Below are 15,657 nucleotides of genomic sequence, written 5' to 3'. Positions count from 1 at the left end.
TGGTTCTAGGTGGGGAGTGCGGGCGTGATCGTTGCCCCGCGCCCCGCGCCTCACTTCATCGAAGCATGTGTGCGACCTGAGCGATCGCGGCCTCGAAGCGTTCGCGTCCGCCTCCCGTGTTCAGCCCCCGTGCGGAACAGTGCGGAATCTTTCCTGGAACAACGTAGAAGTCTCTGTCGATACTTGCGCGTGCCCAACCGTCACGAGCAGCGGCGCCGAGCAGTAGAACGATCTCGATGTTCGGGCACAGGTCGACGAACTCCGTCGTCCATCGCACGGACCGGTTTCGTTCTGCAGGAGTTGAACCGCCATTCTTGACGCCCGCGACGGGGAAGGGAACGACGTTCCAGTGGACTACATCGGCATGTGAGACACCATGACGCTCATACGCTTCACGGCAATTGCGAGCCGTACGGTCATTGTTGTCCAGGCTGAGCAGGCCGGATCCTGTGCCGCTCTCTGCTTTGGTGGAAGGATTGTCGAGGAGCACCAACATACGTGCGTTGATACCGCCTTGGTCTGGATCGATGTAGGGAATGTGGCCATGTGGGAGGCCGACGGAATCCGCAATGGCGTCAGACAGCGCGTTCAAAGGGCGGACGTGGGGATCTCTGATTCGCGCAATCTTGTCGGCGACTAGAGCAGGGTCTGCGTTACGTCCGTTTGGCATACGGAAAGGATTGCACGCTAGTCCGACACGAGAGTTTTCTCGACGCGAGACTCCCCACCGCGGCCGGCGTCATCGGAGTCTGTAGACCCAGGCCCACCGAGGTGCTTCAGTTGTGGGGAGTCGTAGCAGTATGGCGGGTCCACAGCGCGGGGGAGTAAATCCGTACGTCAGTCCCGTAGGTTGGGTTTACCAGCGGATCGATGAGATGGAGTGATCGTGACCGACGATGGAACGGCGGGTCTCCTTGTTCGCGAGTGGGGGTCGGATGGTGCGTGGTCCTCGCCTGAGATGTCCGCGTACGACAACGAGGGGCATTTGCAGCGCATCATTGCGGCCGCACCCGAACACGTACCGGGGGTCTCGAGTGAGGCGCTGACGGTGCGTGAATTCTCGACGTCGGCCGGTCCCGCGGACGTGTGCATCGTCGATCGAGACGGGACAATCACCGTCGTCGAATGCAAGCTGGCATCCAACTCCGAGCGACGACGCATGGTCATCGGGCAAGTCCTGGACTATGCATCGGCGATCTCCGTCGACGGTGAAGCTTGGTTCCGCAGCCAGTGGGCTCGGCAAGGTGGACAGGCTCTTGCGATGCTCGACGGAGGAGGTCTCGAACAGCTGTCGGCCGGCATCGAAGCCGGACGCATCCATCTGTGTTTAGCGGTCGATCGTATCGACTCCGACCTGCGCCGTCTGGTCGAGTACCTCAACCGAATCACTCGGGACGAAATACAAGTAACGGCAGTCCAATTGGCGTACGCGAGGCAAGGAAACCTTGAGATTCTCGTTGCGTCCACCTACGGCGGTGAACTGGCGGCAGCGAAAGCGAGATCAGGCAGTTCAGGTGGTGGTCGCGCGTGGACCAAAGAGTTATTTCTGGACGCTGTTGCGTCGGAGGCAGATACTGCACGCGTCGCTCGCTTGTTCAACCTGCAGGAATCGTTGGATGAATCACGGGGGAGCCACAGTGACTTCTGGTTCGGGAACTCACCTTCAGGCGGGATTTTCTTCCATCCATACGGGTATCGATTCGCGCCAATGTATCTGTGGGTGAACAAGTCTGGTGTTCTTATGGCAACCGGAACGTGGAACAACTACAGCCATATTCAGAACCATGACGGATTCTCTTCATTGGCTGCATTCTTGGATCAAGACCACACCGCGTCAGCGCCCGGGCGTAAGGTGTCGGAACTCGATTTGGACCAGTTTTGGGCGGCTGCACTGCAGTGCGCTGAGGCCATCAACGAATAATCGGCGGCCTACCGCCCGCCTGTCGGTGCGTTCATGAGACGCTGTAGCTCGGTTGGGGTCAACCAGCGGAGGTTCGAAGTACGCATGAAGAAGCGGACACGGTTCACCAACGACGACGGCACCGCCCATTCGCGTGTGCTCGGAGCTCGTGTGTAAGCCAAGGTGTCGTGGTGGTCGGTTATGGTGGGCGCCACTGAACGCGAGAGAGGCTTAAAGTGGTCGAGAGTGGAAACGTAGTGCCGTTCTGGACGCTGGCAACCAAGGAAGTCAAAGCGCCATCCGTAAGTAGTGAAGCTTCCATGACCCCAGCTCGGTTGACCGAGTTACGGACGGTGTTGGCGGCGGTGGTCGATGCGCCCCTGGCAACACTCGAAGCCCATCCGCTGCCGAGTTCCGCCGATCTTTCGGGCGGTATCCATCTGGAAAGCTTGAGTCCCCTTGCAATGCAGTTGTCCCAGCTGATCCAATCGTCTCGCTCGAGTACCGGCCAGACTCTGCAATCTAATGGTGAGACGCTCTATCGGATGGTGGTACCAGCGAAAGTCGCAGGTCAAGTTGGCAGTGGACTGGTCAAGTCGATGGTGTCCAAGACCGTTTCAGGGGGCTTCCGCAGCGCGTTGGTAGGTCGTTCGGGAATTGTCGCTCACGCGTCGTACGTCCCTGTGGCCGGTAAAGCCGCCGCCATGGGGGCAGCGGGTGGTTCCGCGGCCACCGTCGGCGCAGCAGCTGCTGGCGCGACGGCGCTAACTGTGGCTGCGCCATTGGTATTGATGGCTGTCGCAGTGGGGCTGAACGCACGGGCAGAGCGCAACCGCCAGGAAACTCTGGACAAGATGGTCGATCTGCTCGAGGAGCTGAAGGACAATGCTCTGACCAGTGAACGTTCTTCACTCAACGCGTGCATTCCGATAATCGACACTGCTTCCGCTGTCCTTCTCGACGAGGGCAAGGTCGGTGCTTCACTCGGACTCGACACCGCTGTATTCCAGATCAACGTCGGACTTGCCAACGCGGAAACCCGGTTAGCCGGATGGGAAGCCGCGTTGGACAAGTTCAGGAATGGTCGCGTAGAGGTGGCGCAGCTGAACAAGGTCTTCAAAGGCATAGGTGAGGAAGGCGGCGAGTTCAGAGCGCACTTGGAGCTCGCAAAACTCGCAATCGATCTGAAGCAACGCGTGATTCTGCTGCAGGCGGTCGAGCACGCCCAGTCGGATGCTGCGAATTTGTTCGAAAGCTTTACGCGTGCCCTTAAGCAACACGATCAGCGCGTTGTGGCACTACAGGAACGAATAAGCAAGCTGCTACTGCGTCTCTCCAGCCTCGAGATCGATCGCACGCACGGTGTTCGCGACTTTGTATTTTCTTCTAGCCAAGTTGATGAGCTGCTCCGCACGTCGAGGCGGGTTCACCAGCTAAAGGAATCAGTGGATTCTGCTGGTCCACAGTCCGACCTCGCCATCGAGATCGCCCGCAAGGCGGACGGTTCTCTTATCGTGCTTCCGGCCCTGACGGCGTGATGCAGTAGTCGAATTCTTGGAGTGGTTGGCCCGGCCGCCGTACGAAATCAATCTATGCCGACCCTGCTGGCGGTGGCGTCCCTGTGTCCACCACCAGCGCACGTCGCTAGTCCAGCTTCCACTCGATTCGCAGTGCCGCGATCAACGCTGCCTGCCTTGTCTCAAGTGTTCTCGGTGTCCACTTGTCAGCGTGCAGGACTTGGGACGTTACTGCGAACGTACTCACTCCACGTTTACCAGCGAAATATTTCGTCTTCTTCTCGACGAAATCTAGATTGCTTGCTTGCGAGTTCTTCGCCTGATTCAGCAGAACCAGGTTGGCGAGCTTGTGTGTCCAAAGTAGGCGGTCGGCATCCTTGAAATCTTTTGTCCAACGTGACCTGGGCGCGGGATTCTGTGGAAGGACATGCTCGACCGTAATCAGTTTGTGTGCGTACCGGACGCTATGGTCCTGAGCCAAAGTCTCGTCGAGACGAAGCAAGATGTATCGGCGCCCCTTCGTGTACTTGTAGACATCCCCGTTGAGCTCGGCGACTGTGGCCTCAACCTCCGCGGGTGACAGGTCGAACTTAGACGCCTCAAGTCCGTCGCCGTTGTCCAGCTCGCGCAGCAACTCGGCGTAGCGGATCGCGCGAGGTGTGGTGTAAAGATGGCGGATCATCATGCTCGCGGCCAGGCGCTCGAGTCGACGCATGAAAGAATTTAGCCATTGCGGATCATCGCCATGATGGACCAGCGCCCATAAGGCAACGGGCCGCCAATCGTTGTCGCCGATTTTGTCCAGACGGCGGAACCATGCGTTGACCTTGTCGGCGCCCGAAGCTGCCGAGTAAGTGTGGTCGCGCATCTGCTCCAACGCGTCTGCGTAGGGCACGATAACGTCATCGACAAATTCTGTCGCACGACTCGGCAGGAATTTGCTCAGGACCTGCTTCGGAAACTCCTTCAGCAGGGTGGTTTTCGCACGTTCCATGGAGAAGATCAGGCGAAGGTGTAGAAACAAGTCCCTGAAGTCATCGCGTCCAAGCGAAGATTCGGCATCTTCCCATCGATCTGCGTACGTCTTCGACTGGTCCTCGGGGAGTACGCCAACCACCTTGGACTTGAAAATGTCCGGCTCTGAAAGGTTCAGTCCTCGGTCGTTCATGACGCTGAAGATTCGGTAAGCGCTGTCCAGGTCGGGAGTGTTGACCACGACCAGGAAGGTCTGCTGACCTATCAGTTGGACTAACTTGAGCTTCTTATCTTCCTCCCAAGACTGCAAAATGTCCCGAATGGTCCTCGCGTTGTTTAGAATCGCCCGTTGGGAGTCAGTCGGTAGTTTCTCGTCCAGTACTGAAATAAGCTCGGCGATGGCACCTTTGGTCTGGACATAGCGTTGAAAGAAGTCCTGGTCGCGATCACGCAACGTCAACCGAGGTTTGGGATCTCTGCCTAACACTTTGCTACCAGGCTCCATGAGCATCTTCGTCAGCTCATCGGCAAGTTCCGTGTCCGACGTCAAATCCCGCAGCACGGCAACAAGGATCGTGAGGGTGGTCAGACGCTGCTGACCATCGATGACGTCGGAGATCGTGCCGCCCGGAGCCTTGACCAACACTACGGAGCCCAAGAAGTAGGGTTCGTCCGATCCACGGTCAATCGCCTCGTCGAGGTCCTCGAGTAGCTGAGCCGCTTGTTCGGTTCCCCACGAATAGGGGCGCTGGTATCCGGGGATGCGAAAGTCGTAGTCGCTTCCGAAGATTTTCTGGAGAGGCACTTCATGGGCCTGTAGCTGTGTCACGCGCACTATCTTGCCTTACGCGTGGCGAATGAAAATTGCTCCGGCGATTACACCAAGCGCCGAGTGTGGACGTCGGCGTGGTCGCTCAAGTGGAATCTGCTCTTGGACGGGTCGGCAGCCTTCGAATCGAGCTGATTCGGATGCCCGAAGTTCATTCGAGTGAATGAACTTCACAGCCGGGGGCGGGAGCGGCGACCGCGGCGCATGGATGCCGCTCACGGGAACTTGCAGATAGAGCTGTTATTCGACTCCGAGTACATATCCGTCCGAGGAGCTGGCGCACGCGATCGTCCAAATCTTGTCACCCACTCCATATATGTTGAGTCCTGATCAAGTTAGTTCGAAATGTGAGGATTCGATGTCGGCTTCAGATGACGCTGAACTACGCGGACGCGTACGGCGCCTGCTTGAGTTCCTGCGCGAGACTGTTGGTGCCCAGTCCAAGCTGATTCGCCGGATCGATCTTCGACGACATCGATCCCGTTCAGCTGCGTCACATCCTGCCCTCCGCGCAAGCCCTGACCGACCGGGCACGGGCCATCGAATCCTTCGGCCCGCACTACACAGCGCTGGCTGACGGCATCCTGTCTGGCGAGCTCGGCACGTTGTGGTCCCGTGCGCAGACGGTCTCGGCGATGCTGTCGATCGCCGTCAGCGCCGACGCCGCAGTCGGCTCGTACCAGGTGATCACAGGTCACCACCCGGCAGGCACTCAACGCGTTCGACACGATGCGGTGGTTGCGCGCCGCACGAGCACGACGTCGTCGTCGACAAGCTCGTTGCACGAGGGACCGTCGGCGGCATCGACGCGACCCAGACCACCGAACTTCGAATTGTCTTTATATGAAGACATCGATTGTGATGATCACCAACCGCGGCGTCGGCTCGTGGGTGAAGTGCTCGGTGACAACACCGTTGCGGCCGAGATGCCTGATCGACTCCTACACCGCTCCGCCGTACTAAACCTCGACGGTGGTTCCTACCGGCTACGCGAACACAACACAAGCTCGGAGAACCTCCGCAAGGCCACCACCGGAACCCGCCGTCCACTACAGTGAACACGCTCGTAGGTACGGAATTTCACTGAGCACGATCAGGGATTTTCGATGAGCGCCTTCAGAGTCGGGACCGATGCCTCTGATCTCATCGTATCGTTGGCACGGCTCGTAGTTTGGGTGTGATCGCTATCTGAGGTGTCCTCGCGGTAGGGCGAACGAGATCGGCGAGACCGCCACCCGCAGGGGCGACTGCTGAAACGATTCGCTGTCACATGTGTCATCATGGGCGTCCTGACCGGCCGATGGGGACTCGACGTGCGAGCCGGCCGATGGCTGAGGGGGATGCAGTGGGTTCTGATCGACGTGCGCCGAAATTTCGCACGTACCTTTGGGGGAGCGCAGTTGTGGTCTTTGCGGTCGGCACGTTCTCGGGCGTGTACTTTCATCGGTACTCAGCGGCTGTCGCAGGTGCTCTCCTTGGCGCCTTCCTCACGGTGGTCGGGATCTATTTCAGCCGGCATCCACCGACTCCGCCAGTACCTTTGGACAAGCAGCTCGAATGGGCGGTGACTCGACTTGCGGTAGAAGTTCGCGATCTCTGGAGGCGAGAGGTCGAGATACTGGGCCTGGCGGACCCTGCCCCGATGCCAATCAAGTGGAGGAATACGGGCCGAGACGTCTCTGATCACGCTCAGAACATGGGATTGAAGCGCCTTGGGTTCTTCGAGGACAGCAGCAAGCTCGACCAATTCGCGGCAAGATTCAACGATCTTCCGAGGAAGCGGCTTGTCGTTCTCGGAGGCCCCGGATGCGGAAAGTCAACGCTTGCTGTGCAGATGCTCTCGGAATTGCTTCGTTCCAGGCAACCAAGTGAGCCAATTCCGTTCCTGCTCAGTGTCGCTGGTTGGAATGTCGATGTCGACGTCACGCTGGGCGCATGGCTTCACCGCCGACTCGCTGGCGGCTTCCCATTTCTTCGCGTGATTTCTCCAACGATCGTGCAGCAATTGGTCAATGAGGGGTGGATCCTTCCGATCCTCGACGGACTCGACGAAGTGGATCCGACGTACCGTCCGAGGGTCCTCCGTGCTCTCAACAACTCGATGTCGGGCAACGACCCTGTGATCGTGACGTGTCGCACGTCGGAGTTCGTCACTCTCGTGAGCGAATCTGACGTCGTGACAGCGGCGCTGGTAGTGGAGGCTCAAGAGATTGCCGGTGACGACGTCGCCGCGTTCATGACGAAGTGCATCGCTCCGGGCAGGCAGAAGGAGTGGGTGGCGTTGTTGAACGAAGTTCGGTCACCGTCGACATTCGGAGACGTTGCAGCTACGCCCCTGGGCCTGTGGCTTCTTCGGACGGTCTACATCGAAGATGGGCCCGCTCCCGAGCATCTCCTCGACAAGTCGCAGTTTCCAGGGCCACAATCGGTCAAACGTGAGCTCTTCCGCCAGCTCATCCCTTCGGTGATCCTTACGAGGCCGCCGGATAAGTTGGACAAACTTATTTCGCGGCCGCGCCGTCTTTGGGATCCACTTCATTGCTCGAAGTGGCTCGGGTTTTTGGCTGTGCAAATGGGTGGTCGGCACGATGTCCGGTGGTGGAACTTGCCTGTCTCCCACTGGGCAATCAGCGCGGTTCTCGGTTGTGCGCTGGCCGTTACGGCCGGTGTATCATCAGCAATCGTCACTCTGAGCCTGTGGAACGTGGGAGTCGCGGTGATAGTGGCAGGCGCGCTGGCTGTCCTTGCGGCCGTGGCGGTCGGCACGGCCGTGGGTGGCAAATACGAGCCGCATTGCGCCAACCTCCGGCTGCAGGGTCGAACTGGAGTGCTGCTCAAGAATGTCATTTCGTGGTTGGCTCCAGGGCTTTTGGTCTGGTTGGCCATCTACGGTTTGATGCCGGAATCTCTACGCATTGTAAAATACTTTGTCTCGCTCATGATTTCAGCTGGACTTGTCATCGGAATATCTAAATGGATTGTCGAACCTGATGGTGGAACGCATTCTCGCCGACCGACATCTACTTATCGGGAGTCACGTGCAATTGCCGCGATGACAGTGTTGGGGATTCTAGTGATTGTCGGTCCCCTCGTGCTGATCGGCAGAACCGGGCTCCGTGAACGCTGGGATTACGCGAACCTCAGTGGTTGGGCGCTCGTTACCTTCGTTGTCGCGCTTGTGATAATGGTGGGGTCAGTGACTCTGGTTTGGGTTATATTGAACGAGTTAGCCTGGGGCCATTATCTCTTGGTGTCGTTCTGGCTCTGGGTCACCGGACGTTCACCGCGCAATCTGATTTCCTTTATGGAGGACGCGAACCGACTGGGGTTGCTGAAGGCAACAGGCGCGGTATATCAATTTCGGCACACCGAGTTGCAAGAATATTTGGTCCAGCAGCATTCGGCGTGACCCGGAATCCTAGGCAGTCGCAGCTGGAAGAAAGCACTGCCGACGAACTGATTTGATCCGCATGCGGCGACACCGTATACGCCGAGCCGAAGTTCTGCCGAAACGTTACTGCGTGAGGAATCCGCAAGCGGCACCAGTTTTCGATACCGAACGCCAAAATCTTTTGCAGCGTATGTGCCTCGTTCGACCCTTGCTCGAGCACCCACCGCTCCGGTGTCGCACTTGTCGCGAGGTAGAGGGCGAAACGAAGCTGCGACGGCTCATGCCGTCGACCTCATGCTGCACGACCTCGGCGCCCAGCCGGGTCCCTGGAATTCGTCATCGCCGCCGGCTACCTCGACGCCACAATCGGCGATGAGCGCGTCGCCACGCACCCCATCACCCAGCAGGCCGGCATCAGCCGCGAGGACTCCACCGGCGACCTCCGCGTCACCGTCGCGCCCGCCAGCACCCACGCCTCGAAGGCGGACAACTTTCTGTTCGATCTCCAAGGCTTCGACCGTGCCTGCTCGGAAGCCCTGCATCGCAGCCGCTCCGAACTGGTCTAGTCGTCGCTGTCTACAGACATCCAGCTGCCAATTGGTCAGCCAGGCCACTGTGTCGCGGCAGCGTTCAGGTTATCGATCGGGCCTTCGGTCGGACTCGCGCGAACGAGGTAAACAGGGCCGCCGGTCTGTCCACAAGCTAGGTTGTTAGATATTGAAAGGAGCATCTTTGCGTTCGGTAGTGGAGGAGCGTGCTGTTACGTCGCTACAAGCAGTCCTGGCCGAAGCGCGGGCTCTTGACGATCTGGTCAAGCGCGCGACCGTCCAGAACAGCGGCGGAGCTTCGTTTGAAACTTCCCTGACTGACTCGGCTGGCGAGCTGGCGGCTTCGATAACGGCCACCTCTGACGGAGTGTTGGTGCTTCGCGGCGACGTTCGGGAGACCGAGGTTCCGCCACGCCTGCCGTGGCCCCTCGATGAGCTGATCGATGACTCGGATCTGGGTGATTGGACGCCTGCCGGTCTTGTGGTCGACCTCAGTGAAGTTCAGATGTACGCCAAGTTTTACCGCCGGGAGTATGGCCTCGACCTCGACGCCCTCTTCGACGACTACCGGCGCACCTGGAGGACATGGGCGCGCTCGCAGCGTCGAATCCAAGAGGGAGCCGAACTTTACGACGCGCTGGACGAGCTGGAGAAGTCGCTGTCCACGCCCGGAGCCCTCGACACCGTCCTGGCGTCTTGGAGACTTCGCGTCCCCGACTTTGCTGTAGACACGCATATTGCATTTCGGTCTGCGCGGTTGACCCGTACGAAGGCGACCCGCCCAACAGGTGACCTCGACCAAGACGACGAGTTCACCAACGCGAGGGTGCCGGCGATCGCGTTGCACGTCGATGAAGATGACTTCCTGTTTTTCGAGTTCGGGTCGACCGGCATCACGGGCGATTACAGCGAACCCATGCATTTCCGTGCCAGTGGAGTCGAGCAAAACGATCTACCCATCGGAACCCATGTTCGTCAGCGGGTCTTGTCCGATGTGAGGCCCGCCGTTGCACGTGCCATCGATAGACAGTGGGGTCCGGACACTTCGTGGACGCTCACGATGAGTCCTGCATTGGTAGTAGGTGAATCGGCTGCTAACGAGTTCCGGGCAGACGCGCTGCGGTTGACGGAGGTTGTAGCCAATGTGCTGACTCCATGGCCCGATCTCGCCAACTCTGCGCGGGTCGACCTGTCCAAGGCGGCACCAGGCCGCTTGGGGAGCGCAATCGAGGATCGCCTGACGAGTCTGCTTGCACGCCTCGAAGGTTTCCCTGAACCCCAATCAGCGTCTGAGCAACCGGCGGTTTTGTCTCAGGCCGAATCGAGCCCGGCCGTCAAGCCGAAGTTTCGTGATCGCTTGAGGGCTAGGACTCAGCCAGTCGACGCACTGACGCGGTTCCGTGACCGTCGCCGCGCAGCGGCCGAAGTGATGGAGACAGCTCCGGCTGCTGACAGCGAATCTGGACTTGGAACACAATCACTAGAGATCGATCTGGGTTCGACGGCAATTGAGCTCGATCAACTCCAGCGTCGTGTCGCCGAGGCAGAACCCGAAGAGCGGCTTGTGGTTATAGCCGGCGCTGGGCAGGGCAAGACTGAAGTCGTGGCGGCGCGGCTCGATCATCTGGCCCGTGAGTGCGATCTGTCGTTGTCAACAGAGGTGCTTGTCCTGAGCTTCTCTCGGGCTGCGGTATCCGCAGTTCGTAACCGGCTTCAGACACGGGTGCTTGCACAAGCTGAAATCCGCACGTTCGATTCGTTCGCCAACAAGGTCATCATCGATGCCGACGAAGAGCCGAAGGGCAATTTCGAGGCCCGAATTGCCCGCGCGGTTGAACTTCTGTCCGCCGATGATACGGAACTGCCTATGCTCGAGGACATACAGCACGTTGTTCTTGACGAGGTTCAGGATCTGGTCGGTCAGCGAGCGCGGCTGGCACTAGCGCTCATCGACAGATTGGGTGACCACGTGGGGTTCACTGCACTCGGTGATCCGAATCAAGCGCTGTACGACTTCCAGCTGACTCCGGAAGAACGGATTGAGCGTTTGGACGTGATCGACGAACTGAGCCGATTGGATGAAGTCGAGGCGACTGGTCTTGAACGAAACTTCCGCGCGCGCGGGAAGGATCCGTTGGCCGTCGTAGAACTTGGGCCACGTTTACGGAAGATTAAAGGAGCCGCGGCAGCTCGTCAGGCGGTAGATGCCTTTATCTCTGAGCTGGGCGCTGTGGATTCAGATATCTGGCTGGGTGATGTCTACCGCGCGGGCAAAAGTACCGCCGTGCTGACGAAGACGAATGGGGATGCTCTGCGGGTGTCGCAGCAACTGACACTGATGAACGTCCGACATACATTGAGGCGCAAAGCTCAGGAGCACGGTGCCCGCGCATGGGTTGCGGAGCTGACGCAGCAGTTGCCGAGGAACCTCAATAGGCGCGAAGACGTCATCGCTGCGCTGCGCAATACGTCGGTGGCGGACCCGACAGACGCCTGGAATCTCCTGAAAGAGTCGGAAGGGCGGGCACAGTTCCCGAACGATCTCGACGTGTCCCGTATTCGGAAGGTAATCGGGGGATACGGAATACCGACTGCACTTCTTGCCGACACAACCGAGGACGTTGTCGTTTCCACCGTTCATCGCGCGAAGGGGCTCGAATTCGACCGAGTCTTCCTTTACGACACGGACTACGAGTCCGACGACGATGACCTCGCAATTGCTCGTCGCAATTACGTGGCTCTGAGCCGCGCAAGGGACGAGATCGTTCGATGTACTCCGAAGAAGACGAAGTCTTGGATGAAGAAGGACTCCGGTCAAACCGGACGATGGACCGAGCAAGGCTTCGGGACAGGCGGCAGAAAGCGGATCCGAGCAATAGAGGTCCTTGGCGAAGACATCGATACAGACGAACCCTACGACGTCGACGATGATGCATCGGGCGTGCAGTCACTCCTTGCAAGTGGGTCGATGGCTGGACGAACGGTCACTCTCGAACTGGATCTAGCATGGACTAGCCGTGACGCGCCGATCTATCTTGTGAAGGGATCGGGGGGTAGACCTTTCGCTCGTACAACCGAGCAGTTTGGGCGAGAACTGAGACGCATCTTTACGATCGGGAACGCGGGATGGCCGACGATCATCAATGGTGCGACCGTGATGTCGATCGAGTCGGTGGTCGGATCGCCCGAATTCAGTGAGGATGCTGGGCTCGGCGAGTCCGGAATCTGGCTGGTACCCAGACTCGCAGGCCTAGTTCGGCCGGACTGGACAACGAAATGGGACGGTAAGAACCAATGACAGGCGCTACTGACCTCGATGAGATGTACGGCTTTCGAGGCGAGATGGTTGAGGAACTTCGAGGCGATCTCCTCGGGCCCGCAGGCAGTGACGATGAGGTGCTCGAAGAGGCTCCGCTTGATCGCTATGTAGTCGGTGTGCTGTGGCCTCTGGATGATGAACTGCAGGAAGAGCCGGAGCCTGACAGCGCGGAGCCCGATACCATTGATGGTGAGAGCGATTCACCGGTCGCGCAGTCGCTCATGCGCTATCCATCGTCGATGGGTCTGACGTTCACTGTCGATTCAGCACTTGCAAACGATGTCTATTTCGACGTGTCAGCGGCGCGGTATGAGCCCTCTGAAGTTCAGGTGGAACCGGACGATTCGTCTCAGCGTCGCCGTGGCCGGAGTAGGCCAGCTGCGTGGAGCCGCAAGGCAGTCAGCCCCGACCGGGTCGCGCACTCTTTGGCGAATAAGGGTGTTGTGAAGTTGAGTTTAGAGCCCGGACTCGAACTGTATGTCCTGACCCGTAGTCCGCGGGACGGCAAAGTCACAATTTCAGCAATCGCGCGCAACGTACAGACCGCCGCAAAAGGTGAGCTGAGGGACGCCAGGGCCTGGTTTCAGGTGAGGCTGGTCGTGTCGACCGACGCGGATGCCATCGTCGACCGAAGTGCACCGAACCGTCTCGGAGCCGAGGATGATTTGCGCTCTGCCCAGCTGATCTACCGCAATGCACGAAACTTCGGGATCGGTCATGGCTGTGCCGTTACTTGGTATGGAGTCACTGCGCCAATCACCGATCGCATCGGTACAACTCTGCTTCCTACGCAGGAAGTTTCTCGGGCAAGGCCGGGACAAGTCGGACCCGATGTCGATCTGCGGATGTCGTTCCTCGCCAGTGCAGATACCTCAGTTCTGGTCGGAACGTTGGACAGATTGGTTGCCGCATACCGCGATTGGATCTCCAAACTAGAAACATCCCTGAACGCCGGTGAAACCGACGTGCCGGATTCGCTTACGCCGACAGCTGAGGAACACATCGAGAACGCGCGCGAAGCGGCTGATCGGATAGCGGCTGGAATCAAATTGCTGGAAGAAGACCCGGACGTGCTCCGCGCGTTCCGGTTGGCCAATTCCGCAATGCAAGCGCAGCGCGCCCGCCAGGTTTGGGTCCGCAATGGCGCTATTGGGACTGCCGGTGACGGTGAGCAGCAGTTCTGGTACCCGTTCCAGATTGCTTTCATCTTGTTGAACCTACCGAGTGTGGTGGATCGCAGCCATCCTGAACGCGATGTCGCAGACCTTCTGTGGTTCCCTACCGGCGGTGGCAAGACCGAAGCATATTTGGGATTGGTTGCGTTCGTTGTGCTGCTGCGCAGAATTCGCGATAATGCCGCCATCGGTGTAGCTGTCATCATGCGTTACACGCTGCGACTGTTGACAATTCAGCAATTCGAGCGTGCAACCATGCTGATGTGTGCGCTCGAGCAGATTAGAACCGCAGACAATGGACTGGGTACGAGGCCGTTCTCGATTGGTCTGTGGGTCGGGCGTGGGGGTACACCGAATACACTCGCAGACGCGAAGAAGTCGCTAAGCGCGTTGCGTTCGGGCACCGAAATCACCGAGGCCAACCCAGTGCAGCTGACTCAATGCCCCTGGTGCGGCAAAGCGTTGGATGATTCCAAGTACAAAGTGGTCTCCAGTCCATCTCCCAAACTGGTCATCGCGTGCGGTAACCGTACTTGCGACTTTGCATCCGGCTTGCCGGTCTACCTAGTCGATCAGGATATCTACGAATACAGACCTGAACTGATTCTGGGCACTGTCGATAAGTTCGCAATGATGGCATGGCGTGCCGATGTCGGCAAACTGTTTGCTCGTGACGGAGTCGGAAGCCCTCCCGATCTGATCATCCAGGACGAACTGCACCTGATTTCTGGACCACTAGGATCCATGGTCGGCTTGTACGAGACCGCTGTCGATATTGCATGTTCCACAACCGACGCCGACGGCAATGTTTTGTCGCGGCCGAAGATCATTGCTTCAACTGCGACGATTCGACGGGCAAAGGACCAGATCAAGGTGGTCTTCGACCGGGACTCGCGCCAATTCCCGCCTCCAGGAATTGATCCCGATCAGTCGTTCTTCGCAGAGCCAGCGCCACGTGACGTCGCAGGAACGCGTATGTACGTCGGGGTGATGAGCCCAGCGACCAGTCACGCGACGCTGTTGGTCCGAACCTATGGAGCTCTACTTCAGGCGGCTCAAGACGTCGACGGTCGACCAGAGATTCGCGACCCATACTGGACGCTTCTTGGGTATTTCAACAGTCTGCGTGTCCTCGGGAGTGCGTTGCTCCAAGTCGAAGGCGACGTGCGCGAGCGGCTTGGCGTCGTCTCACGGCGAACGGGTACAGGTCCACGACGGCTTCAGTCAGCAGGCGAGCTGACAAGTCGCGTGTCATCTGCAGATATCCCTCGGCGACTGAAAAGCCTCGAGCGGACGTTCAAGTCCGGCAACGCAGACGACGTCGTACTGGCGACGAACATGATCTCAGTAGGTGTCGACATCGACCGGCTCGGGCTCATGGCGGTGATGGGTCAGCCGCAATCGAGTTCCGAGTACATCCAAGCGACGAGTCGGGTCGGCCGAAGGTTTCCCGGTCTGGTGGTCACAATCTTCAACTCGGCACGATCGCGCGACCGGTCGCACTTCGAGAACTTCGCTCCATTTCATCAGGCTCTTTACAGGGCCGTAGAAGCAACGAGCGCAACACCGTTCGCAGCCCGGGCTCGGGACCGGGGCCTTCACGGTGTCTTCGTTGCGCTCGCACGCCTAATGGTGGAGTCGATGTCCGGTGAACTCGGGGCTCACGCGGCGCCAGGTCACGAAGCCGAGCTTCGACAGCTGATTGCGCTGATCGAGAAGCGGGTGGAGTCGACGACCGACGGTGAAGAGACAGCGGACACGGTCGAGCAGCTCGACGAGATGCTGAAGGTGTGGATCGCAGAAGCGGGCGCGCGAGACTCGATGAAGTACGAGAACCGTAAGGACTCGTCCGACACACTTCTCGTCGAGCCGTCGTCGGCGCTGACCGACGAAGACATCGAGTACACGCAAACTGAAACACCCTGGCCTACGTTGATGAGCCTGCGGGATGTCGACGCAGAGAGTGCGCTGTACTCGATCAGAATGAGGAGTCAATCTTGAGT

Annotated in this window: 8 protein-coding genes and 1 pseudogene; 6 read left to right on the top strand and 3 right to left on the bottom strand. The window is 58.9% G+C overall.

Features of this window, described 5'->3' with window-relative positions:
• Window positions 1–55: 55 nt before the first annotated feature.
• Window positions 56–670, bottom strand: coding sequence for a uracil-DNA glycosylase (locus CH289_RS17440; protein WP_094728248.1), 615 nt, complete (start codon window positions 668–670; stop codon window positions 56–58).
• 489 nt (window positions 671–1,159) lie between these two features.
• Here CH289_RS17440 and CH289_RS17435 point away from each other — a divergent pair, with 489 nt between their 5' ends.
• A complete protein-coding gene (locus CH289_RS17435; protein WP_218828466.1) occupies window positions 1,160–1,921 on the top strand; it encodes a hypothetical protein in 762 nt (253 codons plus the stop codon).
• 236 nt (window positions 1,922–2,157) lie between these two features.
• Window positions 2,158–3,438 (top strand): hypothetical protein, encoded by a 1,281-nt coding sequence (locus CH289_RS17430; RefSeq protein WP_256977286.1) that lies wholly within the window; start codon window positions 2,158–2,160, stop codon window positions 3,436–3,438.
• A 106-nt stretch (window positions 3,439–3,544) separates the two neighbouring features.
• Here the strand turns inward: CH289_RS17430 and CH289_RS17425 are convergent, their stop codons facing one another.
• The gene (locus tag CH289_RS17425; protein WP_094728245.1) at window positions 3,545–5,221 is read right to left on the bottom strand and encodes a DUF262 domain-containing protein; all 1,677 of its coding nucleotides are present in this window, start codon (window positions 5,219–5,221) and stop codon (window positions 3,545–3,547) included.
• Window positions 5,222–6,061: 840 nt separating this feature from the next.
• Here CH289_RS17425 and CH289_RS17420 point away from each other — a divergent pair.
• Together CH289_RS17420 and CH289_RS17415 are read left to right on the top strand one after the other, a co-directional pair.
• Window positions 6,062–6,279 (top strand): annotated as a pseudogene (locus tag CH289_RS17420) (ATP-binding protein); the annotation flags it as partial.
• Window positions 6,280–6,917: 638 nt separating this feature from the next.
• Window positions 6,918–8,630: an NACHT domain-containing protein gene (locus CH289_RS17415; protein ID WP_179276826.1), complete on the top strand. Its 1,713-nt coding sequence runs from the start codon at window positions 6,918–6,920 to the stop codon at window positions 8,628–8,630.
• Between the two features lie 260 nt (window positions 8,631–8,890).
• Here the strand turns inward: CH289_RS17415 and CH289_RS17410 are convergent, their stop codons facing one another.
• On the bottom strand, window positions 8,891–9,154 hold the full coding sequence (locus CH289_RS17410; RefSeq protein WP_143545101.1) for a hypothetical protein: 264 nt from the start codon (window positions 9,152–9,154) through the stop codon (window positions 8,891–8,893).
• Between the two features lie 175 nt (window positions 9,155–9,329).
• Between CH289_RS17410 and CH289_RS17405 the strand changes: the two genes are divergently transcribed.
• Window positions 9,330–12,458 (top strand): UvrD-helicase domain-containing protein, encoded by a 3,129-nt coding sequence (locus CH289_RS17405; RefSeq protein ID WP_143545100.1) that lies wholly within the window; start codon window positions 9,330–9,332, stop codon window positions 12,456–12,458.
• The gene (locus tag CH289_RS17400) at window positions 12,455–15,655 is read left to right on the top strand and encodes a helicase-related protein (protein ID WP_094728241.1); all 3,201 of its coding nucleotides are present in this window, start codon (window positions 12,455–12,457) and stop codon (window positions 15,653–15,655) included. Before CH289_RS17405 ends, CH289_RS17400 begins: the two co-directional genes overlap by 4 nt.
• Window positions 15,656–15,657 lie beyond the last annotated feature (2 nt).

The organism is Rhodococcus sp. RS1C4 (assembly GCF_002258225.1).
Classification (GTDB): Bacteria; Actinomycetota; Actinomycetes; order Mycobacteriales; family Mycobacteriaceae; genus Rhodococcoides; species Rhodococcoides fascians_E.
This window is presented reverse-complemented; position numbering and strand designations above follow the sequence as displayed.

Excerpts from the sequence above, each read along its gene's own strand:
- CH289_RS17400 (WP_094728241.1), top strand. The coding sequence starts at position 12,455 with ATGACAGGCGCTACTGACCTCGATGAGATGTACGGCTTTCGAGGCGAG.
- CH289_RS17415 (WP_179276826.1), top strand. The coding sequence starts at position 6,918 with ATGGGATTGAAGCGCCTTGGGTTCTTCGAGGACAGCAGCAAGCTCGAC.
- CH289_RS17435 (WP_218828466.1), top strand. The coding sequence starts at position 1,160 with ATGGTCATCGGGCAAGTCCTGGACTATGCATCGGCGATCTCCGTCGAC.
- CH289_RS17440 (WP_094728248.1), bottom strand. The coding sequence starts at position 670 with ATGCCAAACGGACGTAACGCAGACCCTGCTCTAGTCGCCGACAAGATT.
- CH289_RS17410 (WP_143545101.1), bottom strand. The coding sequence starts at position 9,154 with ATGCAGGGCTTCCGAGCAGGCACGGTCGAAGCCTTGGAGATCGAACAG.